This is a genomic window from Chelatococcus asaccharovorans (assembly GCF_003201475.1).
GTDB lineage: Bacteria > Pseudomonadota > Alphaproteobacteria > Rhizobiales > Beijerinckiaceae > Chelatococcus > Chelatococcus asaccharovorans.
Map to the genome: position 1 here is coordinate 47,419 of NZ_QJJK01000005.1, position 19,139 is coordinate 66,557.

General features: G+C 63.6%; 16 protein-coding genes. 5 read left to right on the top strand and 11 right to left on the bottom strand.

What is annotated here, in order from left to right:
• Window positions 1–262: 262 nt before the first annotated feature.
• The 3 genes from C7450_RS12450 to C7450_RS12460 all read left to right on the top strand — a co-directional run bounded on the left by C7450_RS12450 (window position 263) and on the right by C7450_RS12460 (window position 5,570).
• Window positions 263–2,299: a hydantoinase/oxoprolinase family protein gene (locus C7450_RS12450; RefSeq protein ID WP_110374789.1), complete on the top strand. Its 2,037-nt coding sequence runs from the start codon at window positions 263–265 to the stop codon at window positions 2,297–2,299.
• A gap of 6 nt (window positions 2,300–2,305) precedes the next feature.
• On the top strand, window positions 2,306–4,285 hold the full coding sequence (locus C7450_RS12455; protein ID WP_110374790.1) for a hydantoinase B/oxoprolinase family protein: 1,980 nt from the start codon (window positions 2,306–2,308) through the stop codon (window positions 4,283–4,285).
• 355 nt (window positions 4,286–4,640) lie between these two features.
• The gene (locus tag C7450_RS12460) at window positions 4,641–5,570 is read left to right on the top strand and encodes a LysR family transcriptional regulator (RefSeq protein WP_245449666.1); all 930 of its coding nucleotides are present in this window, start codon (window positions 4,641–4,643) and stop codon (window positions 5,568–5,570) included.
• 70 nt (window positions 5,571–5,640) lie between these two features.
• On the opposite strand, the gene C7450_RS12465 is transcribed toward C7450_RS12460, so the two are convergent.
• The 4 genes from C7450_RS12465 to C7450_RS12480 form a co-directional block, all read right to left on the bottom strand.
• Window positions 5,641–6,894 (bottom strand): diaminopropionate ammonia-lyase, encoded by a 1,254-nt coding sequence (locus tag C7450_RS12465; protein ID WP_110374791.1) that lies wholly within the window; start codon window positions 6,892–6,894, stop codon window positions 5,641–5,643.
• Window positions 6,894–7,361, bottom strand: a complete 468-nt coding sequence (locus tag C7450_RS12470; RefSeq protein ID WP_110374792.1) for a hypothetical protein — start codon at window positions 7,359–7,361, stop codon at window positions 6,894–6,896. The genes C7450_RS12465 and C7450_RS12470 overlap by 1 nt, the downstream gene beginning before the upstream one ends.
• 144 nt (window positions 7,362–7,505) lie before the next feature.
• The gene (locus C7450_RS12475) at window positions 7,506–8,429 is read right to left on the bottom strand and encodes a GntR family transcriptional regulator (RefSeq protein ID WP_110374793.1); all 924 of its coding nucleotides are present in this window, start codon (window positions 8,427–8,429) and stop codon (window positions 7,506–7,508) included.
• Window positions 8,430–8,683: 254 nt separating this feature from the next.
• Entirely contained in the window at window positions 8,684–9,289 is a 606-nt protein-coding gene (locus C7450_RS12480) for a TetR/AcrR family transcriptional regulator (protein ID WP_110374794.1), read from the bottom strand.
• Window positions 9,290–9,373: 84 nt separating this feature from the next.
• Here C7450_RS12480 and C7450_RS12485 point away from each other — a divergent pair, with 84 nt between their 5' ends.
• Together C7450_RS12485 and C7450_RS12490 are read left to right on the top strand one after the other, a co-directional pair.
• Window positions 9,374–10,492: an efflux RND transporter periplasmic adaptor subunit gene (locus tag C7450_RS12485; RefSeq protein WP_110374795.1), complete on the top strand. Its 1,119-nt coding sequence runs from the start codon at window positions 9,374–9,376 to the stop codon at window positions 10,490–10,492.
• On the top strand, window positions 10,489–13,599 hold the full coding sequence (locus C7450_RS12490) for an efflux RND transporter permease subunit (RefSeq protein WP_110374796.1): 3,111 nt from the start codon (window positions 10,489–10,491) through the stop codon (window positions 13,597–13,599). The genes C7450_RS12485 and C7450_RS12490 overlap by 4 nt, the downstream gene beginning before the upstream one ends.
• A 154-nt stretch (window positions 13,600–13,753) precedes the next feature.
• Here the strand turns inward: C7450_RS12490 and C7450_RS12495 are convergent, their stop codons facing one another.
• The 7 genes from C7450_RS12495 to mdcC are packed head-to-tail and all read right to left on the bottom strand — an operon-like array spanning window position 13,754 to window position 19,130.
• On the bottom strand, window positions 13,754–14,692 hold the full coding sequence (locus C7450_RS12495) for an acyltransferase domain-containing protein (protein ID WP_110374797.1): 939 nt from the start codon (window positions 14,690–14,692) through the stop codon (window positions 13,754–13,756).
• A 6-nt stretch (window positions 14,693–14,698) separates the two neighbouring features.
• On the bottom strand, window positions 14,699–15,649 hold the full coding sequence (locus C7450_RS12500) for an AEC family transporter (RefSeq protein ID WP_342588510.1): 951 nt from the start codon (window positions 15,647–15,649) through the stop codon (window positions 14,699–14,701).
• The gene (gene mdcB, locus C7450_RS12505) at window positions 15,649–16,527 is read right to left on the bottom strand and encodes a triphosphoribosyl-dephospho-CoA synthase MdcB (protein WP_110374798.1); all 879 of its coding nucleotides are present in this window, start codon (window positions 16,525–16,527) and stop codon (window positions 15,649–15,651) included. Before mdcB ends, C7450_RS12500 begins: the two co-directional genes overlap by 1 nt.
• On the bottom strand, window positions 16,524–17,168 hold the full coding sequence (gene mdcG, locus C7450_RS12510) for a malonate decarboxylase holo-[acyl-carrier-protein] synthase (RefSeq protein WP_110374799.1): 645 nt from the start codon (window positions 17,166–17,168) through the stop codon (window positions 16,524–16,526). The genes mdcB and mdcG overlap by 4 nt, the downstream gene beginning before the upstream one ends.
• Window positions 17,169–17,174: 6 nt before the next feature.
• Window positions 17,175–17,897 carry a biotin-independent malonate decarboxylase subunit gamma gene (gene mdcE, locus C7450_RS12515; RefSeq protein ID WP_110374800.1) on the bottom strand — a complete coding sequence of 241 codons (723 nt, stop codon included), beginning with the start codon at window positions 17,895–17,897 and terminating at the stop codon, window positions 17,175–17,177.
• Window positions 17,884–18,819, bottom strand: a complete 936-nt coding sequence (locus C7450_RS12520) for a biotin-independent malonate decarboxylase subunit beta (protein ID WP_110374801.1) — start codon at window positions 18,817–18,819, stop codon at window positions 17,884–17,886. Before C7450_RS12520 ends, mdcE begins: the two co-directional genes overlap by 14 nt.
• On the bottom strand, window positions 18,816–19,130 hold the full coding sequence (gene mdcC / locus C7450_RS12525; RefSeq protein WP_110374802.1) for a malonate decarboxylase acyl carrier protein: 315 nt from the start codon (window positions 19,128–19,130) through the stop codon (window positions 18,816–18,818). The genes C7450_RS12520 and mdcC overlap by 4 nt, the downstream gene beginning before the upstream one ends.
• Between the last annotated feature and the right edge of the window lie 9 nt (window positions 19,131–19,139).

Here is a 19,139-nt window from a genome sequence, read left to right on the forward strand (position 1 = left end):
GGCGGCTCTTTTTGCGGATCGCGCAGGTCGTGGTGTCATCAGAGCAGCTTTCGAGCCCTGATGGTCAGCCGCACACCTTGCAGGCTCGCGCCCGTCAGATGAACGCGTAGATACCGTTCGCGCCGCAATATTTGCATGGGCGACCGGACTTATTTGAATTCCCAATCAATGTTGGAGAACAATGACTTCTCCTTCAGAGGCGAGAACCTTTAAGTTGTTTCGACGCGACCTGGCCCTTCGCTTGAGGAGAGAATAGCAAATTATGCTTAGAATCGGCGTCGACATCGGCGGTACATTCACCGACTTCTGTGGATGGCGTGAAGGTGAGCAAGACATCACCAGTCTTAAAGTCCCCTCCACGCCACCAGATTTTGAGAATGGGTTCAAACAGGGGTTTGAGCGCCTGCTTGAACGCCTTCGCCCGGAAGACGGCGAGTCCGCACTGGTGATGCACGGGACGACCGTCAGCACGAATGCGGTGATCGAGCGGAAGGGTCCGAAAATCGCGTTCTTCGTGACGAAGGGCTATCGAGATCTGCTTGAACTCCAGCGCATGGGAGTGCGCAACCCTCTCAATATTTTCGAGAACCGCACCAAGCCGCTGGTTGACCGTGCCATGGTCTTCGAGGTCGAGGAACGGCTCCTTCGGGGCGGCACCGTCGAGACGGCCATCGATGAAGAGGCGGTCGAGGCCCTCGCGAGACAAGCCATGGAGGCCGGCGCTGCGGGGTTTGCGGTCGCGCTTCTCCATAGCTACGCCAATCCGCACCATGAGACAATCGTCGAACGCGCGATCCGGCGTGTCGTCGGCAAAGACGCCGAAGTCAGTCTGTCGAGCGAAATCTGGCCGCGTATCGGCGAATATGAGCGGGCAACCATCAGTGTCCTCAATGCATTCGTGCGCCGCCGCATGAATACGTATATCGGCGCGGTGGAAAACTACGTTGAAGCCAGGCTGCCGGGATCGCAGCTTTTCGTCACCCGATCCAACGGGGGAGCGATGGCGGCGGCCGAAGCGCGCGCCTTCCCCGTGCATACCCTTCTGTCCGGCCCCGCGTCGGGCGTCACGGCGGTCCAGTATCTTGGTCGCGCGATCGGCGAGCACAACATCCTCACCATGGACATGGGGGGCACCAGCACGGATATTTCGCTGGTGCGCGACGGTGAAGCGCTGACGTCGACGGCCGCGGAAGTTGGCGATTTTCCGGTGGTCATGCCCGTCACCGGGATCGAGGCGATCGGCGCGGGCGGCGGCTCCATCGCCGCCCTCGACGGGGGCGTGCTGCGTATCGGGCCACAGAGCGCTGGCTCTTTCCCCGGTCCGGCATGCTTCGGGCGTGGAGGTACCGCGCCGACGCTTACCGATGCCTATCTGCTGGCGGGTTACCTCCCGGAAGCGCTGCTTGGCGGCGCGATGCATCTCAATATCAATGCGGCCGAGAAGGCCATGGCATCGATCGCCGAGGCACTCGGAACCGATGTGGCGACGGCCGCCGAGATGTGCGTGACTGTCGCCAGCTCGAACATGGTTGCCGGCGTGCTGCCCTATCTCGCCCGGCAAGGCGTGGACCCGGAAGAACTCACGTTGCTCGTCTATGGGGGAGCTGGGGCCATCCAGGGACCGCTTCTCGCTGCGGAGATCGGTGTCAACCGTGTCCTTGTTCCGAGTACGCCGTCGGTTTTCTGCGCGCTCGGCGGCCTCGTCTCCGAGCTGAGCAATGACACAATGGAAACTGTTCATGGACGCGACGTGGACGGCGCCCTGATCGCCCGGACATTTGCGGCACTCAAGGAGCAGGCCGCGGATTGGCTGGCGCGACAGGCATCTCCCGATCGCCTCGTGTCGCAGACGTTCGAATGCTGGGCCGCGATGCGCTATGTCGGGCAGTCATTCCAGATTGACGTGCGCCTGCCCGATTCTGCCGTAGAAGCTGAAGACCTCAAGGCGATGCACGACGCATTCCATCAGGAACACGAACGCATCTACAGTCACGCCGATCCAGGGGCAGCCGTCGAGTTTGTCGATCTGCGCATGCGCGTGCGTGGCGCGATGTCCATTCCCGAGCCTGCCTCACCCGGGACGGTCATGACCGGAGCCCCCGTCAAGGGCGTCCGGCCGATGCGCTTCCAGGGGCATGTCTATCCGGAGGTGCGCATCTACGACCGGGCGAATCTCGGTCTCAACGAGGCCATCCACGGACCTGCCGTCATCGAACAGCCGGAAGCCACGATCGTCGTCCCCCCGGATTTCATCGCCCATACAGGCGCCTATGGCGCGATCTTCATGAGCCGGAGCTAAGCTGCCATGGACGCTGTTCGCACCGCAATTATGAGCAACCGTTTCAACGCGATCGTCGAAGAGGCTTCCGCCGCAGTCTATCGCACGGCCCATACGACCTTTGTGAAGCTGGTTCAGGATTACCAATGCGCTTTGGCCACCGCAGAGGGCGACATGTTCGCTTATCCGATGATGTCGGGCGTCAACGTCTTTATCGGCTCGCCTCTCCGGCCGACCCTTGATGCCATTGGCCGCGACACTCTGAAGCCTGGTGACATCATCATCACGAATGATCCGTTCAGCACCGACGGCTTGGTGACGCATTTGATGGACGTCACGCTGCTCTATCCGATTTTCCGTGACGGCACGCTGATTGCGGTGGGCTGGTCATTCGTCCACGCGTCGGATATCGGCGGGGCGGTTCCCGGCAGCATCTCGCCAGCTTTCACCGAAGTCTTCCAGGAAGGCCTCAGGGTAAGGCCGGCGAAGCTCTATGAAGAAGGCGTGCTCAACACGACCATAAAGTCGATCTTCGAGGACAACAGCCGCATCCCGGCTGAGCTTTGGGGCGATATTCAAGCCATGATCTCCGGCCTGAAGAGCATGGACCGGCGCATCAACGAGCTCTGCGACCGCTATGGTCGGGACAGCGTGGAACTTGGGATGCGCGACGTCATCGGCTATGCCGAGACCAAAGCCCGCGCGGTGATCCGGAATATTCCTGAAGGCGTCTATAGCTTTTCCGATTACCTGGAAGGGATCAACGAAGGGCAGCTCGCCTATTTCAGCGTCACCCTGACGGTGCGCGGGGGAGAAATAGATGTCGATTTTACAGGGACAGATCCGCAGCTTGCTGCGGCCTACAATCTTGTAACCGGGGCAACCACCCATCCCTACGTCGTGCAGTGCCTCATCACCTTCATCCTCACGATGGATCCTCTTACGCCTCGCAATTCGGGGATTTTGCGCGCGATCCACGCCCACGCGCCACGCGGGACGGTCCTGAATGCGGTCTTCCCGGCCTCAGGCGGATCGCGCGCGGCCTCGGCGACACGCGCCTACGACATCATCATGGGCTGCCTCAATCAGGCGCTTCCCGAGGGCGTCGGCGCCGCGGGGGCCGGCATGGCCGGCGTCATCGTCGTGTCCGCGCCCGATCCGCGAACCGGTCGCGATCGCGTCAATGTCATCAATACCATCCACGGGGGCGGCGGCGGCCGCCGGATCAGCGACGGGGTCGATGGCACCGAAGTGCGCTATTCCCAGCGCATGGTTCCGGTCGAAGTGATCGAGGTTGAAACGCCGGTGATCATGCGTGCGATCCGCAGCGTTCCCGACAGCCGGCGCGCCGGACGCTTCGCAAGCGGGGCGGCGCTCGAGATGGAGATGGAAAACACCGCCAACCGCGCTGTCATGACGGTGCGCAACATGAACCGCTTCGTGTTCGCCCCCTGGGGCTTCCGCGGCGGCGAACAGGGCCTCCTCGGACAAACCATCGTCAATCCGGGCCGGCCGGATGAGCGATCGATCGGCAAGATCTCGGTTCTGGAGATGGCACAGGGGGATGTCGTCAGGATCACAAGTCCGACCGGCGGCGGTTTTGGGGACCCGATGGAGCGTGATCTCGGTGCGATCGCCGGAGAGATCGACAACGGGATGTTGTCGCGCGAAAGAGCAGCCGACGTCTATGCGGTCGTTTTCGACGCAGACGGGCGTATCGATCGCGCCAAAACGGAGATGAGGCGGAGGGAACGCCGCAAGCCCGACGTGCCCGACTTCAACTTCTGTGCGGAGCGGAAGCGCCAGGACCATGTCTGGGCCATGCCGGCCCGCCGCAAACTCGCATCGATGGCCCTCGCCTTCGACCTTCGGATCCGCAGCCAGCTGGTCGCCAATATTCATAAGCGCATGCTTGCGGCGGGAATCACGGTGGACGATGACATGCTGCAGCTCATCGTGAGCGAAGAAGCGGCGCGGCTTTCCGGACATCGGGCGCGAGCCTCGTAACCTTGATGGATCATGACAGAGCCGGGATGAGCGCGTCCACCATGCCTCCCTCACCCGGCATCGTCACGGCAGCGGCTCCCTCCTTTAGAGCATTTTCGCGCGAAGTGGACGCCGGTTCGCGTGAAGACAATGCGTAGAAACAAAGACTTCAACCCTATCCTGTGAACCGGAGTTCACCGGATAGGCTCTCGCTGCCAGGCAGCGCCAATGCACCCCGGCGGCCCATAACCCCTGCGAATATGCGCGCCAAAAAAACGACGTTGACAGCCATGAAAAACCTTTGTCTCGTGGTCGAAGTCGGGAATGCACACCTTCGTCATGGAAGGCGTTCAGATCTGGCGAGCGATTGACCGCGATGATGGAGAACAGCCAACTTGCTATGAGCCAGGCGCTGGAACTATGGAGTATCAAGTGTTTTATTGTATTGGCCGAGGAATTGCACTTCGGGCGCAGCGCAAAACGCTTGAACGTGACCCAGCCTACGCTCAGTCAGCAAATCCGGAAACTTGAATCGCATTTTGGCGTTCAGCTTTTCATCCGGTCGACGCGTAGCGTGGAACTCACGCCCTCTGGGGAAACCTTTCTGCCGCTCGCGCGCGAGTCTCTAATCAAGCTGGATGAGGCGGTTCTCCTCTCGAAGCTGGCCGCCGGAGGGATGTCCCCCGGCGGGGAGCAACTGAAGATCGGCGCAATCAATCCGGCCGTTCACCGATTGCTTCCCCTCATCCTGCGCCGTTTTCGCAAACGCTTTCCCGAAACGCGGCTCGATGTCAGGATATTTGATTCGTCCGAGATCCTTCGCGCGCTGGAGCGAGGCGATTATGATATCGGGATTATGAGGCCGCCCTCTAACGGCAATGTCATTCGCTTCAGCCCTCTTGTTTCGGACCGTTTTGTGGCCGTCATCCCGAAGCAGTCATCTCTGTCAAGTCGATCCACGCTGAGACTGTCCGATTTTGTCGGACATGACGTCTTTACGCTCGACCGGTTTGAGTTATCGAGCTTCAGGTCTATTCATGACCAGGTCGTTGATGCGGGAATAACACTTGACCCTGGCATCAAGGTATCGAATACGACGGCGGCTCTGGCGTTGGTGGCGGCTGGTTTGGGTATTACCTTTCTGCCCGAGTGGATCGAAGGTATCGTTGGCAGGGATGTCGTTCTGCGAAAGGTGGACGATCTTTGCCAGGAAATTTCCATCGGCATAGCCTGGCGTGCGGACAATCCGATGCCGGGGATATTGCCCTTTGTAGAATATGCCGAACTGGTCGCGCGCCAGAAATAACCTGTCAGATGCTCCGAGGGCAAGAGAAAGTCCGCCTGCTGCAGATTGGCTCGGCTCAGACATAGACGAGCTAATTCATTGACTTGGATATTACCAAGCGATTCCATTCACGTCGGATACGGTCTGAGCGGACTGATTCAGCATCGGCGGAGCCACGGCCGACGACACGGTCGTAGAGGGCGCGATCGAGTGCACCTTCGCTGACGATGGCGAGCACCCGGGCCGTGGGGCCGAGGCCGAGACGGCGACGGCGATCGTCGTCGCGGCAGAGCGCGATCAGACCGGCCAGGCCGGCGGCGCCCGACTCCCCGGCCGCGAGCGGCGGATCGCCTGCCGCGGGATCGGCCAGCCTGCGCATGGCGTCGAATGTCTCGTCGTCCGAGATCGTCATCGCCGCCGTCGCGAGCGGTCGCAGAACGGCCCAGGCCGGCGCGGACACCTCGCCGCAGGCGAGGCAGAGCATCAGCGTGTCCAGGTCTCCGCTGATCGGCGTCGGCGCTCCGGCAGCGAGGCTGCGCGCGAAACAATCGGCGGCTTCAGGCTCCACGCAGACGATATGTCCGAGTTCGTCGCGCCAACGCCGCCAGAGCGCTTCCGCCACGCCCGCGGCAAGGCCGCCGACGCCGACCTGAACAAAAACATGCGTTGGCGGCGGCCCGCGCCATTGATCCACGATCTCGGCGCCCATGACGGTATAACCCTGCATGACGAGGGCGGGGATGGGATCCTGCTCGCTGGTGCTCGTGTCGGGCACCAGATGCCACCCATGGGCGGCGGCCAGTTGCGCCGCCTCGCGCACGCTGTCGTCATAGCTGCCCGGCACCTCCCGGATCTCGGCGCCGAAACGCGCCATTGCGGCGCGGCGCTCTTCGGTGACCCCGGCATGGACGAGGATGACACAGCGACAGCCGAACCGGCCCGCCGCCCAGGCGACGGACCGGCCGTGATTGCCGGCCGTCGCGCAGATGACGGTGATCTCGCCCGTCAACGCGGCCAGGCTGCCGCTCTCGAGATTCGCCGGCGTGGGAACCGTTCCCGTCCGGTTCGTCACATGCGCGCGGAGAATGCAATAGACGGCATAGGCCCCGCCGAGCGCTTTGAAGCTGCCGAGCCCGAACCGATCGCTCTCATCCTTGAGTGCAATCGCGGCGAGGCCGAGCCCGGCCGCCAGTCCAGGCAAGGTGACGAGCGGCGTCGGTTCATAGCCGGCCCAGTTGGTGATCGCGCCCGCGGCCTCCGCCACGGCCTGAGCGGGGAAAAGCCTGTCGATCGCCTCGTCCGCTTCGGCTGAGACGCGCTGATTGAGGATGAGTTGCGGGGGCATCAGAGCGCTCGCACCTGTGAACGACGGGCCAGGACGTCGGCAAGGAACGCCTTGACCGGCTCCTGGACAAGCCCGCCCGCATGCTCGACACCGGGGACGAGATCAAAGCGCACCGCGATCCCCTGAGCCTCGAACGCCTTCTCCAGGCCGCGCAGACGGTCGACGCGGGTTTCGCCGGGATCGTTCACACCCTCCATCCAGTTGCGCGAACCGGGCTTCACCGTCACGTCCCAGGTCTCGATGTCCTGCGCGCCGATGACCATTTCGACCGGAACCTTGCGCATCGCGTCGAGATCGGGCGTCTTGTCGAAAATCCGTTCCATGCCGCCGGTGCCGACCCACCAGGGCTTCGTCGGATCGGGCAGCGTCACGATGCCCGGCGCGCCGATCGACATGCCCATCAACCGCTCCGGGTGCAGATAGAAGAAGCGGCGCGCGAACTTCATCTGAATGAGCGCAACCTTCATCGATCCCCTCCGGCCTGGCCGCGCAGCGCGGCACCTTGATCATTTCTATTCAATATCCACTAGTCGCAGCCGGCAATGACCGCGCTCGAAGCTTGCCCGGACGAAGCGGTCTGCATCGCCCCGGTCGCCGGGCCCGGCAAAGCACTAGCCGGCGCTGTCGGCCGGCGAGGACAGGGATCCGCGCGCACGGATGCGCTCGAGATCGTGATTGAGATGGGCGAAGGTCTCGTCGGCAGACACTTCCAGATGCAGGCGCATCAACATCGCCGCGTGCTGGCGCCGGTTGTCGAGAAGCGCCGCGATGATGCCGCGATGTTCGATCAACGATTGCCGGATCCGCTCCGGCCGTACGAAGCTGATATAGTCCGCGACACGGCGGATATTGTTCTGCCGCCTAATCACATCATCGAGCTGGCGGCTGCCGGCGCCCGCAGCGATGACCCGGTGGAAGCGCGCATCGAGCTCGAACAAGGCGCGTTGTTCCATCGCATTGATGCTCTCGATCGCCGCCGCATGATCGCGGTCGAGCGCGTCGAGGGTCTTGCGGTCGACGGCATAATCGTCGCACAGGATCGCCGCGGGCTCCACGATCTGCCGAAAGCGGTAGCCGTCACGCAGCGCATCCGGCCCGATATCGGCAAAGACCCACCCGCGCCCGGGCGACGGTTCCACGAGTTGATCGCGCATGAGCCGCCGCAACGTCGAATTCAGAAACCCGCGCGGCACAGCGAAGCGCTTCAGCAGCGCCCGCTCGCTGATGACGGATTTCAACGTGCCGAGCGCCATTTCCCGCATCACGCGTTCATCGAGGAGTTCGTCGCCGTCCGCCCCGGATCCCGTTTCCGGATCGAGCGGCTGAACGATCTCATAGCCGCGCCTGGGCTCGTAGACGAGCGTGCCCTGGCGTTCCAGCGCGCGCAGGACCTCGCGGACCGGCGTGCGGGAGACACCGAGCCACTCCGCGATGTCGACCTCGTTCAGCCGTTGGCCGACGACCTGCGCGCCGCTGAACCGCGTCTGCAGCTGAGAGAGAATGCGCGTTTGCAGCGGGCTGGCCTGGGGCGACATCTCGGAAGACTCCGTTTCTCGGGGGCGCCCCGAACGCGCGAAACCTTCTCGGCGACCGAAAAGGAAACGCATTCCCGCACCAGGCGCAATCCCCTCTCTGACAAATGTCTATATCATAGAATAAACTGTTTATTGGTTCCATATAGCAGATTCGATGAACTTTAAAAAAAAATAATCCATAAACTCAAAAAGGGGCCGCTTCATTGCATCGGCCTCCGTCATGGACGCACGGGGAATTTGTCCCGACGACACCATCATTGCCGTGGATCCGCTTTGGCGGCTGTCGCGGCGGCCTGAGCCATCACACTCTTGGCAGCCGCCTCCAGGAACTGCGCCGACATCTGCTCGTTATTGACAGCGCGCGCGAGCAGCACGGCGCCCACCATCGTCGAGAGAATGGCCATCGACCTGCTGTGCGGCTGGCCGTCTTCGGGGCCGCCGATCCAGCTGTCCAGCAAGTCGAGATACTCCTGGATCCCGGCTTGGAATGACTCCTTGACATGAGGACCGTGCCTGGCCGCATCCGAGCCGAGTGCAACGACCGGGCACCCGTCCGACCTCTCGGCGCAATGCCCCTCGCTGAGATAGAAGTCGACCACGGCCGACAGCGGATTATCGGGTCTGGAGGCGGCGGCAGCGGACCAATGGTCCAAGGCATCCTCCAAGGCGCGCCGCGAGGCCTGCGCGACCAGATCGTCCTTAGACTCGAACTGCTTATAAAAGGCGCCCTGCGTCAGCCCGGCACCCGCCATCAAGTCTTTTAGTCCGATGCCGTCGAACCCGTGCCGCCGGAAGAGACGGCTCGCTACATCGATAACGGTTTGCCGGTTTTCCTCCGCCTGAGCACGACTGACCCGCATTGCCGATCTCCAAAATTAGATTGCGTTCAACATCTATATCGAATATAGCGTGTGAATGCAATCTAATTTGACAAGGCATCGGACATGAAGAAGCGGCCCGCGATCCTGCTGGCAGGTGTTCTCATCGCTGGGGCAGGGGCGGCCGCATTCGTCGCCCTTTCGCTCACCTCGCAACACGCCGAGGCAGTGAGCGATCCGAGACAGGAGGCCCCGCTTGTTCGCGTTGCGACGGCCGCGCCGGTGAAGGGCGCCGAGCGTGGATTTACGGGCCTCATCGAGGCGAGGGTGCAGAGCAATCTTGGCTTCCGGGTACCCGGCAAGGTCGTCGAGCGGCTCGTCGACGTCGGTCAGCAGGTCCAGACTGGGCAGCCCTTGATGAGGATAGATGACACCGATCTGCGTCTCGCCCTGACCGCCAAGCGAAACGCCGTTGCCGCTGCGCGTGCGGTCATGGTCCAGGCGAGCGCGGACGAGAAGCGTTACGCCGCGCTCGTCAAGGGTGGGCTCGCCGCAACCCCGCAGCGTTACGAGCAGGCCAAGGCGGCGCTCGACACGGCACAGGCGCAGCTCGACGCGGCGGAGGCGGATGCGAACGTTGCCGAGAACGCTGCGACCTATTCCACCCTGATAGCCGGTGCAGACGGGATCGTCGTTGCGACACTCGGCGAGCCTGGACAGGTCGTCGCGGCAGGCCAGACCGTCATTCAGCTGGCCCATGCCGGGCCACGCGAGGCGGTTGTAGCGCTTCCCGAAACGATCCGCCCGGCCTTGGGTTCACAGGCCAAGGCCAGCGTCTACGGCAGCACTGCCGCGCCTAGCATGGCGCGGCTGCGGCAGATTTCCAATGCCGCTGATGCCCAGACACGCACCTATGAGGCCCGTTACGTCCTTGACGGCCCGGCGGCCTCGGCGCCGCTCGGCGCCACCGTGACGATCACCATCGCCAGTGGTGAGGAACAGCCGGCCGCGACCGTACCCATCGGCGCGCTGCTGGATGATGGCACGCGCACCGGCGTGTGGGTTCTTGAACGCACGTCGTCCACCGTGCACTTCGCGCCGGTCCAGATCAAACGCCTCGGCGGAGAAGACGCCACCGTCACCGGCGTCGAGCTTGGCGCGGAAGTCGTGGCGCTGGGCGCGCATCTCCTGAAAGACGGCGCATCCGTCAGAACGGCGGCCGTTATCGAAGGGAGGGCCCAATGAGCTTCAATCTCTCGGCTCTCGCGGTTCGCGAGCGGGCCGTCACTCTCTTCTTCATCATTCTTCTGGCGGCTGCGGGCGTCTACGCCTTCGTCAAGCTCGGGAGAGCGGAAGACCCCTCCTTCACCATCAAGACGCTGACCGTCACGGTGGCATGGCCGGGGGCCACCGCCCGTGAGATGCAGGACCTCGTCGCCGAGCCGCTGGAGAAGCGCATCCAGGAACTGACCTGGTATGACCGGGTCGAGACCATCGCCCGCCCGGGCTTCGCTTTCCTGACCGTCACGCTCAAGGACAATACGCCCCCCTCGGCCGTCGAGGAGGAGTTCTACCAGGCGCGCAAGAAACTCGGTGACGAGGCGCGCAACCTCCCGCCCGGCGTGCTCGGCCCCTTCGTCAATGACGAGTTCTCCGATGTGAGTTTTGCCCTGTACGCCCTGAAGGCGAAGGGCATGCCGATGCGCGAGCTGGCGCGGCAGGCGGAGGTGATACGGCAGGATCTGCTGCACGTCCCCGGCGTCAAGAAGATCAACATTCTGGGCGAGCGGCCCGAGCAGATCTTCGTCGAGTTCTCCTACGCCAAGCTCGCAACGCTGGGCGTGTCGGCGCAGGATATCGCCAGCGCCCTTCAGCGGCAGAACACCGTGACCCCCGCCGGCTCCATCGACACGCGCGGCCCCCAGGTCTTCATCCGCTTCGACGGCGCCTATGACAGCATCGAGGCCATCGCCAACACGCCGATCGTGGCCGGTGGCCGGACGCTCAAACTGTCCGATGTCGCCGAGGTGCGCCGCGGCTATCAGGACCCCGAAACCTACATCATCCGCCATGATGGCGAGCCCGCCATCATGCTGGCGGCGGTGATGCAGCAGGGGTGGAACGGGCTGGAGCTCGGCAAGGCGCTCGAAGCGCGCTCCAGCGCGATCGCCGATACCTTGCCGCTCGGCATGACGCTCGCCAAGGTCAGCGACCAGGCAGTGAACATCGATGCGGCCGTCGGCGAGTTCATGATGAAATTCGCGATGGCGCTCGGGGTCGTCCTGTTCGTCAGCCTCGTCAGCCTCGGCTGGCGCGTGGGCATTGTCGTCGCGCTTGCCGTGCCGCTGACGCTGGCCGTCGTCTTCCTCATCATGCTGGAGACCGGCCGCTTCTTCGACCGCATCACGCTGGGCGCGCTGATCCTGGCGCTCGGCCTGCTCGTCGACGACGCCATCATCGCCATCGAGGTCATGGTGGTGAAGATGGAAGAGGGCATGGATCGCATCAAGGCGGCCGCCTATGCCTGGAGCCACACGGCGGCGCCGATGCTGTCCGGCACGCTGGTGACCATCATCGGCCTGATGCCGGTCGGCTTTGCCGCCTCCGCCGCCGGCGAATATGCCGGCAATATCTTCTGGGTCGTCGGCTTCGCGCTGATCGTCTCGTGGATCGTCGCCGTGGTCTTCACACCCTATCTCGGCGTCAAGATGCTGCCCGCGATCAAGCCGATCGAGGGCGGCCATCACGCGATCTATAACACGCCGAACTACCGGCGCCTGCGCGCGGTGATCCAGTTCACCGTGCGCCACAAATTCCTGACCTGTGCGGTGGTGGGCGTCGCGATGGCCCTCTCCGTCATGGGCATGGGAGCGGTCAAGCAGCAGTTCTTCCCGACCTCGGATCGTCCCGAGGTGCTGGTCGAGGTGCGCATGCCGGAAGGCACGAGCATCGAGACGACGAAAGCGGCGGTGGAAAAAGTCGAGCGCTGGCTGCAGGAACGCCCCGCGGCGACGATCGTCACGAGCTATATCGGCCAGGGCGCGCCACGCTTCTTCTTCGCCATGGCGCCGGAACTGCCCGATCCGTCCTTCGCCAAGATCGTGGTGCTGACGGCGGATGCCGAGGCGCGCGAGGCGCTGAAACACCAGCTCCGCGCGGCCATCGCCGACGGGCTCGCTCCCGAAGCCTATATCCGGGTCACGCAGCTCGTCTTCGGGCCCTATACGCCGTTCCCGGTCGAGTTCCGCATCATGGGGCCCGATCCGGCGGAGTTGTACCGCATCTCCGAGCAGGCCCTCGATATCATGAATGGCATTCCGGACGTCCGGCAGGCCAACCGCGACTGGGGCAACCGTTCGCCCGTCCTGCGCTTTGTTCCCGACCAGCACCGGCTCAACCTGATCGGCCTCTCGCCCACTGAGGCCGCCCAGCAGATGCAACTGCTGCTCACCGGCATTCCGGTGACGCAGGTTCGCGAGGACATTCGCAACGTGCCCGTCGTGGCGCGGAGCGCCGGCGACAATCGGCTCGATCCGGCGCGGCTGGCCGACTTTTCGCTGATGACCCGGGACGGCCGTCAGGTGCCGCTCGATCAGATTGGACGTTCTGAGATCCGGTTCGAGGAGCCGATCCTGAAGCGCCGCGATCGCACGCCTATCATCACCATACGCTGCGACATCAACGAAGCGACACAGCCGCCGGAGGTGTCTCAACAGGTAATGCAGGCGCTGCAGCCGCTGATCGCTTCACTGCCGGTGGGATACCGCATCGAGATGGCCGGGAACATCGAGGAATCCCTCAAGGCCAATGCCGCGCTGGTCAAGATCTTCCCCGTGATGATCGCTGCAATGCTCATCGTCATCATCATCCAGGTCCGCAGCCTCTCGACGATGACCATGGTGATGCTGACGGCGCCGCTGGGCCTCGCCGGCGTGGTGCCGACATTACTGCTGTTCAATCAGCCCTTCGGCTTCAATGCCATTCTCGGGCTGATCGGCCTCGCCGGCATCCTGATGCGCAACACGCTGATCCTGACCGAGCAGATCAAGGAAAATCAGGCGGCCGGGCTCGACGACTACCACGCCGTCATCGAAGCAACGGTGCAACGCACGCGGCCGGTGATCCTCACCGCGCTGGCGGCGGTGCTGGCCTTCATCCCGCTGACGCACTCCGTGTTCTGGGGATCGATGGCCTACACGCTGATCGGCGGCACCGCCGTCGGCACCGTGCTGATCCTGCTGTTCCTCCCTGCACTCTACGCCGCCTGGTTCCGCATCAAGGCCACGCCCGATGCGGTCCACGCGGAAGCGGCGCAGATGCCCGCAAGGCATCCGGCAATGGCCGCCGAATGAAGGGCGAGAACGCAGACCGACGGGCCAACGCCCAAATATGTCCGCGGCGGAGTGAGTGATAGCGCTGCCTTCAGGATTGGCCTCGACGGCACCGGAGGCCAGTTGTCCGTTGTAAAAGGTCGCAAGCTGACAGGCGTGATGGCGTCAGCCCGGTTCAATCGGCGAATTTCCGGGCAATCCATGCGCTCGCGCCCTGGAGGGATTGGAAATCCTCGAGAGATCGCGCGGGGATCCCGGGATGGGCAGCCGATGCCATTCTGCTCAATGTGGAGCCGGGACCCAGCTCGAAGAAGGCCCGTGCGCGATTTTCGACGCAGGCCTGAAGACAGTCGGCCCAGTGGACGGTACGGGATATTTGCGCCGCGAGCTTGTCGAGCCCCTCCTTGAAGCGCATCACCGGCAAACCGTCGATACCGCTGAGTAATCGCGCCGAGGTCGCGACTTCGGCCGTCGGCGTGAGGCCGCGCAGCTTCAAGCCGAACGCGGCAGACGCTCTGGCGAGACGGGGCGTATGGGATGCCACCTCCACCGGCAGTGGGGTTATGCGCGTGGCGTTCTTCCCCCTCGCCTCGGCTGCTACGGCCGCAAGCGCCTCGAGACGCCCCCCAATGATATACGCGTCGGCAGGATTGATGATGGCGATCGCCGTACCGTGCGTTTGGCATAACGCGTCGATAACGGGGCGCGGCAGGCCCCGGACGAACAGGAGGCCCTCACCAGATTGCGACACGGCGTCCATCGCCTCTGCGCGCTCAGCGGCGAGGTTGAGCGTCTCGATCGGGTCCAACCGGCCGGAGACGCCCCAGGCCGCCAGTTCGCCAATGCTGTAGCCTGCGACGACCAGCTGGCCGGACAGCGCATCGCCGAGCGCGGCTGCGGCCGCCACGGCCTGCAGGGTGCAAAGTATCTGCGCGGTTCGATCATGGTATAGAGCCTCCGGAGAAGCCGATTGCACAATCACGCGGGGGTCACGCCCGCCCAGCAGGCCCGTTGCATGAGTAAACAAGTTGGCCGCTGCGGGAGCATCCCCCGTCAGAGCAAACATGCCCGGGTGCTGCCGTCCCTGGCCGGAGCAGAGGATTGCGACGCTCATGGGATCTCAACTCGGGAACAACAGTGCAATGACGATCGCCATTGTCACGATGCTGAAGACGGTGCTCGCAGTCACCATCGATCCCGCCGCACCAGAATCCTGCCGGTAGTTCACAGCAAACAGAATGCCGAAGAAGCCCGAGGGAATAGCTGCCAGCAGAACGACGACCCTGGCGGTTTCGTGAGGAATGGGCAGACTGAAGACGATCGCGGCCGCAAGGAGGGGCCTGACGATGTCCGCGACAACGGTCGCGCGGACAATCCTCCAATCCAGCCTAAACGCCTGCGAAGAAAGGATGAGGCCGGTCAGGAAAAGCGCGACGCCCGGCGCAGCATGGCCAATTAACAACAGGCAGGCGTCGAGCACCGCGTCCGTCTTGAGACCAGCCAGTGAGATCAAGATCCCAAGAGCGGGCGCGAGAACCACGGGCTTGGTCAGGGCATGCCAGATCGATCGCAGGATTCGGACAGCAGGCGTCTCCGCTCCGGCGGAGCCCGGGTTAAGGCTCATCTCCACAATGATCAGCGAAAGCGGACTGACCAGAATTGATCCGCTTGCCAAAGCAATGGCGAGTGGAATGCCACCGCTTGGCCCGACGACTGCGGACATGATGGGTAGACCAACGCCAGCAAGATTGGGGAATGCGAGTGTTAAGGCCTGGAGCGACGCGTTGGCGGGCGCCTCCTTCAGAATGAGCTTTGACCCGAGGTACCAGACAAAGAAGATCGCCAACATGACGATGCCGAACAGTGCGAAAAGCGGAGCCTGCGCAACCATCTCGCTGCGCGAGGCGGATGCCGTTGCCGCGAACAGCGATGCTGGGAGTGCAAAATTCATAACCAGCGCGTTAAGGCTGTCGACCTTGTGGTTGTCGACGATCTGATAGCGCCCTGCACCATACCCCAACAACAGCACGAAGAAGATGGGCGCAAGAGCGAGCAGGATTGCGTCGGTCATCAGCGTGCTCCGTCTTCGCAGGCTTTGACAAACAGGCTCATGGCGAGAAGATCGGCGGAGCCGCCCGGGCTCAAACGGCGGGCGACAAAACTGTCGTGCACGGCACGTGCGCGTTGGCGCCAATCGGACGTGCCGACACCGCCGCTCAGAATAAATTGCCGGGCCGCGTGCTGAGCGAAGCGGAGCCCACCTGATCCTCCGCGATGCAGAAGATTGGTGTCCTCGACGGACGCGATCAAAGCAAAGCATGCCTCGACCCGCTGCGCCTCCTCGTCGTTCGGAGCGGCGAGAGCCGCCCTCCGCAGCGCCGGAAGGCCGATTTGATAGAGATTGGGAAAGCCTTGCGCGGCTTCCATCCGTGCTCCACCGGACCCATAGCGGCGGCGCGCCCGCGCGCCATGGCTATGAAGCAGTATGGGGCCATCAAGAATAGAGCGCCCCCATAGGGATGCGACCACCGTGCCCAGTGATGTGACCGGCCCGGCCAGTCCAGCGGCCCTTGCCCCGTACGCCGCGCATAGTAGTCCCAGTCCGAATACTGCACCACGATGCGTATTGATTCCTGCCGTCGCGTTCATCATCGCGGCCTCTGCCTCAAGACCGATGACCCTGAGCCGACCCATGCCTTGTCCCGCCGCGCCTGAATCGACCAGGGCTGCGAAATAAGGCGCGATGGTGCGCGCGCTTGTACGAAACAGGGCAGCATCCATGTCGTCGTGGCTGCCGTTATCGATGTGGCTGACCAGACCGGGCTTGGGCCAGGTTTCCAGCTCCAGCTCCAGGCTACGCATGGCGAGCGCCGCAATCGTCCCGCCATCGAACCAGGTCTCGCCGTGCGGACGAGCGCTCACCGATTGCGACAATGCAGCCGCCGTCATGTCGGAAGCCTCCCGGAGATGAACTCATCCGCATCGAGAAGGCTGACCCCGGCGGGTGTCTTGACGAGCACCTCGCGGGCGCCGGCATGCAACTCTCGCCAGTTGACGGCGGAACCGCCGCGGATGAACTCGCCATCAAGCCGCATCGGGGCATCGACCTCGAGGTCGGCGATGACTTTGGCAAGAGCGCGGAGAGGGGTGTCGCGGCTGACATGCAGCGCGAAGTCGAGATCTGACCGATCCGTGAGGTATTGCAGGCCAGTGACGAACTGCAACGCTAAGCTACCAAACACTCTGGCCTCCGCACCATTGTGAGAGGCGAGCCGGCCGAGGCGCAGCAGCGTTGGTTCCCAAAGTGCGGGTGCTGCACGTGCAGCGGAGGCCAAGCTTGGCGCCGGCAGGGCCGCCACGACATCTTCATGGCGCATGAGGAAGGAGAGGCGCTTCTTGCCGGCGGAGGGCGGCAGGGGCAAGCCCAAGGGTACCCCCGGCGGCTCTCCTGCATCGGAACGGCGGCTGACCAATGGCCAACCCCGATCGACCCAGGCCTGGACAATCGGATCGGCGGGGAACTCGGCCCGTGCCCGTATCAGGGCCTGCCACGCGACCGGACTGACATAAACGAGGTCGTGTCGGTTCATGGCCCGTCACCGCATCTGGAGCGCGAGGCCGCGAACACGCTCGGCGATCTCGTAAGCCTTCGAGCGCCCACCACGCTTTTTGCCGAGCAGGTCACGGCGGTCGTCGCTGTCCGGGATTGCCTGAAGGAGCGCCTCCAACTGGTCGACGAGTGGAACAGCGGCATCCCAGATCGCATGAACCGCCCCGGTCTGAGCGAGATTTGCAAGTCCCGGTGCGAAAACCGGCGTAGACTTGGCTTTCTCCTCCAGCACCTCGACCGACAACTTGGTGACCTTGGACATCGACGGCAGATCCATCACCGCGGGCGTTGCCCCCGGAAGTCCGACGAGCACCCGGGTGGCCAAAGCCGTAGCGAGGAATGCGCCCGCGGCGGAGTGGCCGTAAAGTAATCCTATGGTTGGCCGGCCGTGGCGATCCGCGTGAATGAGACATTTTCCGAGATGAGCCAGGAATTCGTTCAGTCCCAGGAGTTCATCGCGCTTGCTCATACGCTGGCTGTCGCTGTCCACGACAATCAAGATCGGTCCATTACCGGTTGTAATCGACTGCAGAACGTGAGCGGCCAAACGGATAGCGTCATCGACGCCGAGCGGCGTCCGATCCGCGATGCCGACCACCAGGGCACGGCCGCCGGCGCGCAGGGCGCCGGACCCGAGAACCACACCGTCCGCGTTTTGGACGTCATGCCCAGCGGGGAACAGAGACGCGAGAATGTCATCGAGCATCATGGCTGATCCTCCCGAATGCGTCGGCCAGAGTGATGAATTCATCGGCGGGCAAGGACGAGACCGCATCGGCATGGGAAATCCCCATGGCGCTCCAGATGTCCAGCGCGTCAGCGCAAGTGCCAAAGTCGCGCAGCCGCGCTTCAAGGCGGGCTTGCTCTTTCGTCAAGATTTCGAGCCCGAAGCCCCCTGCCTCGCCCAGCAAGGCCAACGCTGCGTCGCGAAAGGCCTGCACCGTGTCGTCGACGAAGGCGTCGGCGGCACCGAGCAAACGACGGTGCTTGCCACCCATCGTCCGCCAGACGAGAGCTCGGTCACGTGAATCGAACTCTTCGGTTCCGCGGTTGGTCTCGATGACTTCCGGTCCAGAGACTGCGATGCGGCCCTGTTCGGATACGGCCAGCGATGAACAGCATGCGGCGATCAACCCGCCGCCGCCGTAGCAGCCAGAGCGTCCACCGATGAGCCCGACGACCTTTACGCCTGCGCATCGCGCCTCGATGACAGCGCGCATGATCTCGGCAATGGCGAGTTCGCCGGCGTTTGCTTCCTGCAGCCTCACCCCGCCGGTGTCGAAGAGGATCAGCACCGGCATCGAGCCGATGTCGCGCGCGCCGCGTAGCAGGCCGGTCAGTTTGGCGCCATGCACCTCGCCGAAGGCACCGCCCATGAAGCGCCCCTCCTGCGCGGCGATCAGCACCTTCGCGCCGCCCAGGCTGCCGCAGCCGACGACTATCCCGTCGTCAAACTGCTCGGGCAGGTCAAAGACCTTCAGATGCGGACTAACCTCGCGCTTCTCCGGACCGATGAATTCCACGAAGCTGCCGGGATCGAGGAGAAGGCGGGTTCGGGTCCGCGCCGATGCTTCGTACCAGCTCGTAACGGTGGCGGGCGCGGTCAAGGGTTGCAGCGGGGTGGTGCTCATCGGGCTCGCTCCATCAGGCGGACGGCCTGCGCCAGGCGGAGCGACACGGTGTCTGGCCGTGCCCCTCCATCATTGATCGAAAATTTGAGACCGCCAGGCGAGTACCGTTCGACGAAATCGGCGACGACAGCAGTCCAGACGTCGTCAAATCCATGGGCTGTCGTGCGTATCTCCACGAGGCACTCGCGATCAGTGAGAACGCGTTCCACCAGCACTTCCAGATTGCCGGAGGCTACGACGCCCACAATCGCTATCGCTTCCGTTCCCCCGGCAGGCTCGCGGGTAGCGTGGCGCAGAGAAAGATCTTCCATCGGGCTGCT

Bases quoted from the DNA above. Each gene is read 5' to 3' on its own strand.
- C7450_RS12450 (WP_110374789.1), top strand. From the start codon at position 263: ATGCTTAGAATCGGCGTCGACATCGGCGGTACATTCACCGACTTCTGT.
- C7450_RS12455 (WP_110374790.1), top strand. From the start codon at position 2,306: ATGGACGCTGTTCGCACCGCAATTATGAGCAACCGTTTCAACGCGATC.
- C7450_RS12460 (WP_245449666.1), top strand. From the start codon at position 4,641: ATGATGGAGAACAGCCAACTTGCTATGAGCCAGGCGCTGGAACTATGG.
- C7450_RS12465 (WP_110374791.1), bottom strand. From the start codon at position 6,894: ATGCCCCCGCAACTCATCCTCAATCAGCGCGTCTCAGCCGAAGCGGAC.
- C7450_RS12470 (WP_110374792.1), bottom strand. From the start codon at position 7,361: ATGAAGGTTGCGCTCATTCAGATGAAGTTCGCGCGCCGCTTCTTCTAT.
- C7450_RS12475 (WP_110374793.1), bottom strand. From the start codon at position 8,429: ATGTCGCCCCAGGCCAGCCCGCTGCAAACGCGCATTCTCTCTCAGCTG.
- C7450_RS12480 (WP_110374794.1), bottom strand. From the start codon at position 9,289: ATGCGGGTCAGTCGTGCTCAGGCGGAGGAAAACCGGCAAACCGTTATC.
- C7450_RS12485 (WP_110374795.1), top strand. From the start codon at position 9,374: ATGAAGAAGCGGCCCGCGATCCTGCTGGCAGGTGTTCTCATCGCTGGG.
- C7450_RS12490 (WP_110374796.1), top strand. From the start codon at position 10,489: ATGAGCTTCAATCTCTCGGCTCTCGCGGTTCGCGAGCGGGCCGTCACT.
- C7450_RS12495 (WP_110374797.1), bottom strand. From the start codon at position 14,692: ATGAGCGTCGCAATCCTCTGCTCCGGCCAGGGACGGCAGCACCCGGGC.
- C7450_RS12500 (WP_342588510.1), bottom strand. From the start codon at position 15,649: ATGACCGACGCAATCCTGCTCGCTCTTGCGCCCATCTTCTTCGTGCTG.
- mdcB (WP_110374798.1), bottom strand. From the start codon at position 16,527: ATGACGGCGGCTGCATTGTCGCAATCGGTGAGCGCTCGTCCGCACGGC.
- mdcG (WP_110374799.1), bottom strand. From the start codon at position 17,168: ATGAACCGACACGACCTCGTTTATGTCAGTCCGGTCGCGTGGCAGGCC.
- mdcE (WP_110374800.1), bottom strand. From the start codon at position 17,897: ATGATGCTCGATGACATTCTCGCGTCTCTGTTCCCCGCTGGGCATGAC.
- C7450_RS12520 (WP_110374801.1), bottom strand. From the start codon at position 18,819: ATGAGCACCACCCCGCTGCAACCCTTGACCGCGCCCGCCACCGTTACG.
- mdcC (WP_110374802.1), bottom strand. From the start codon at position 19,130: ATGGAAGATCTTTCTCTGCGCCACGCTACCCGCGAGCCTGCCGGGGGA.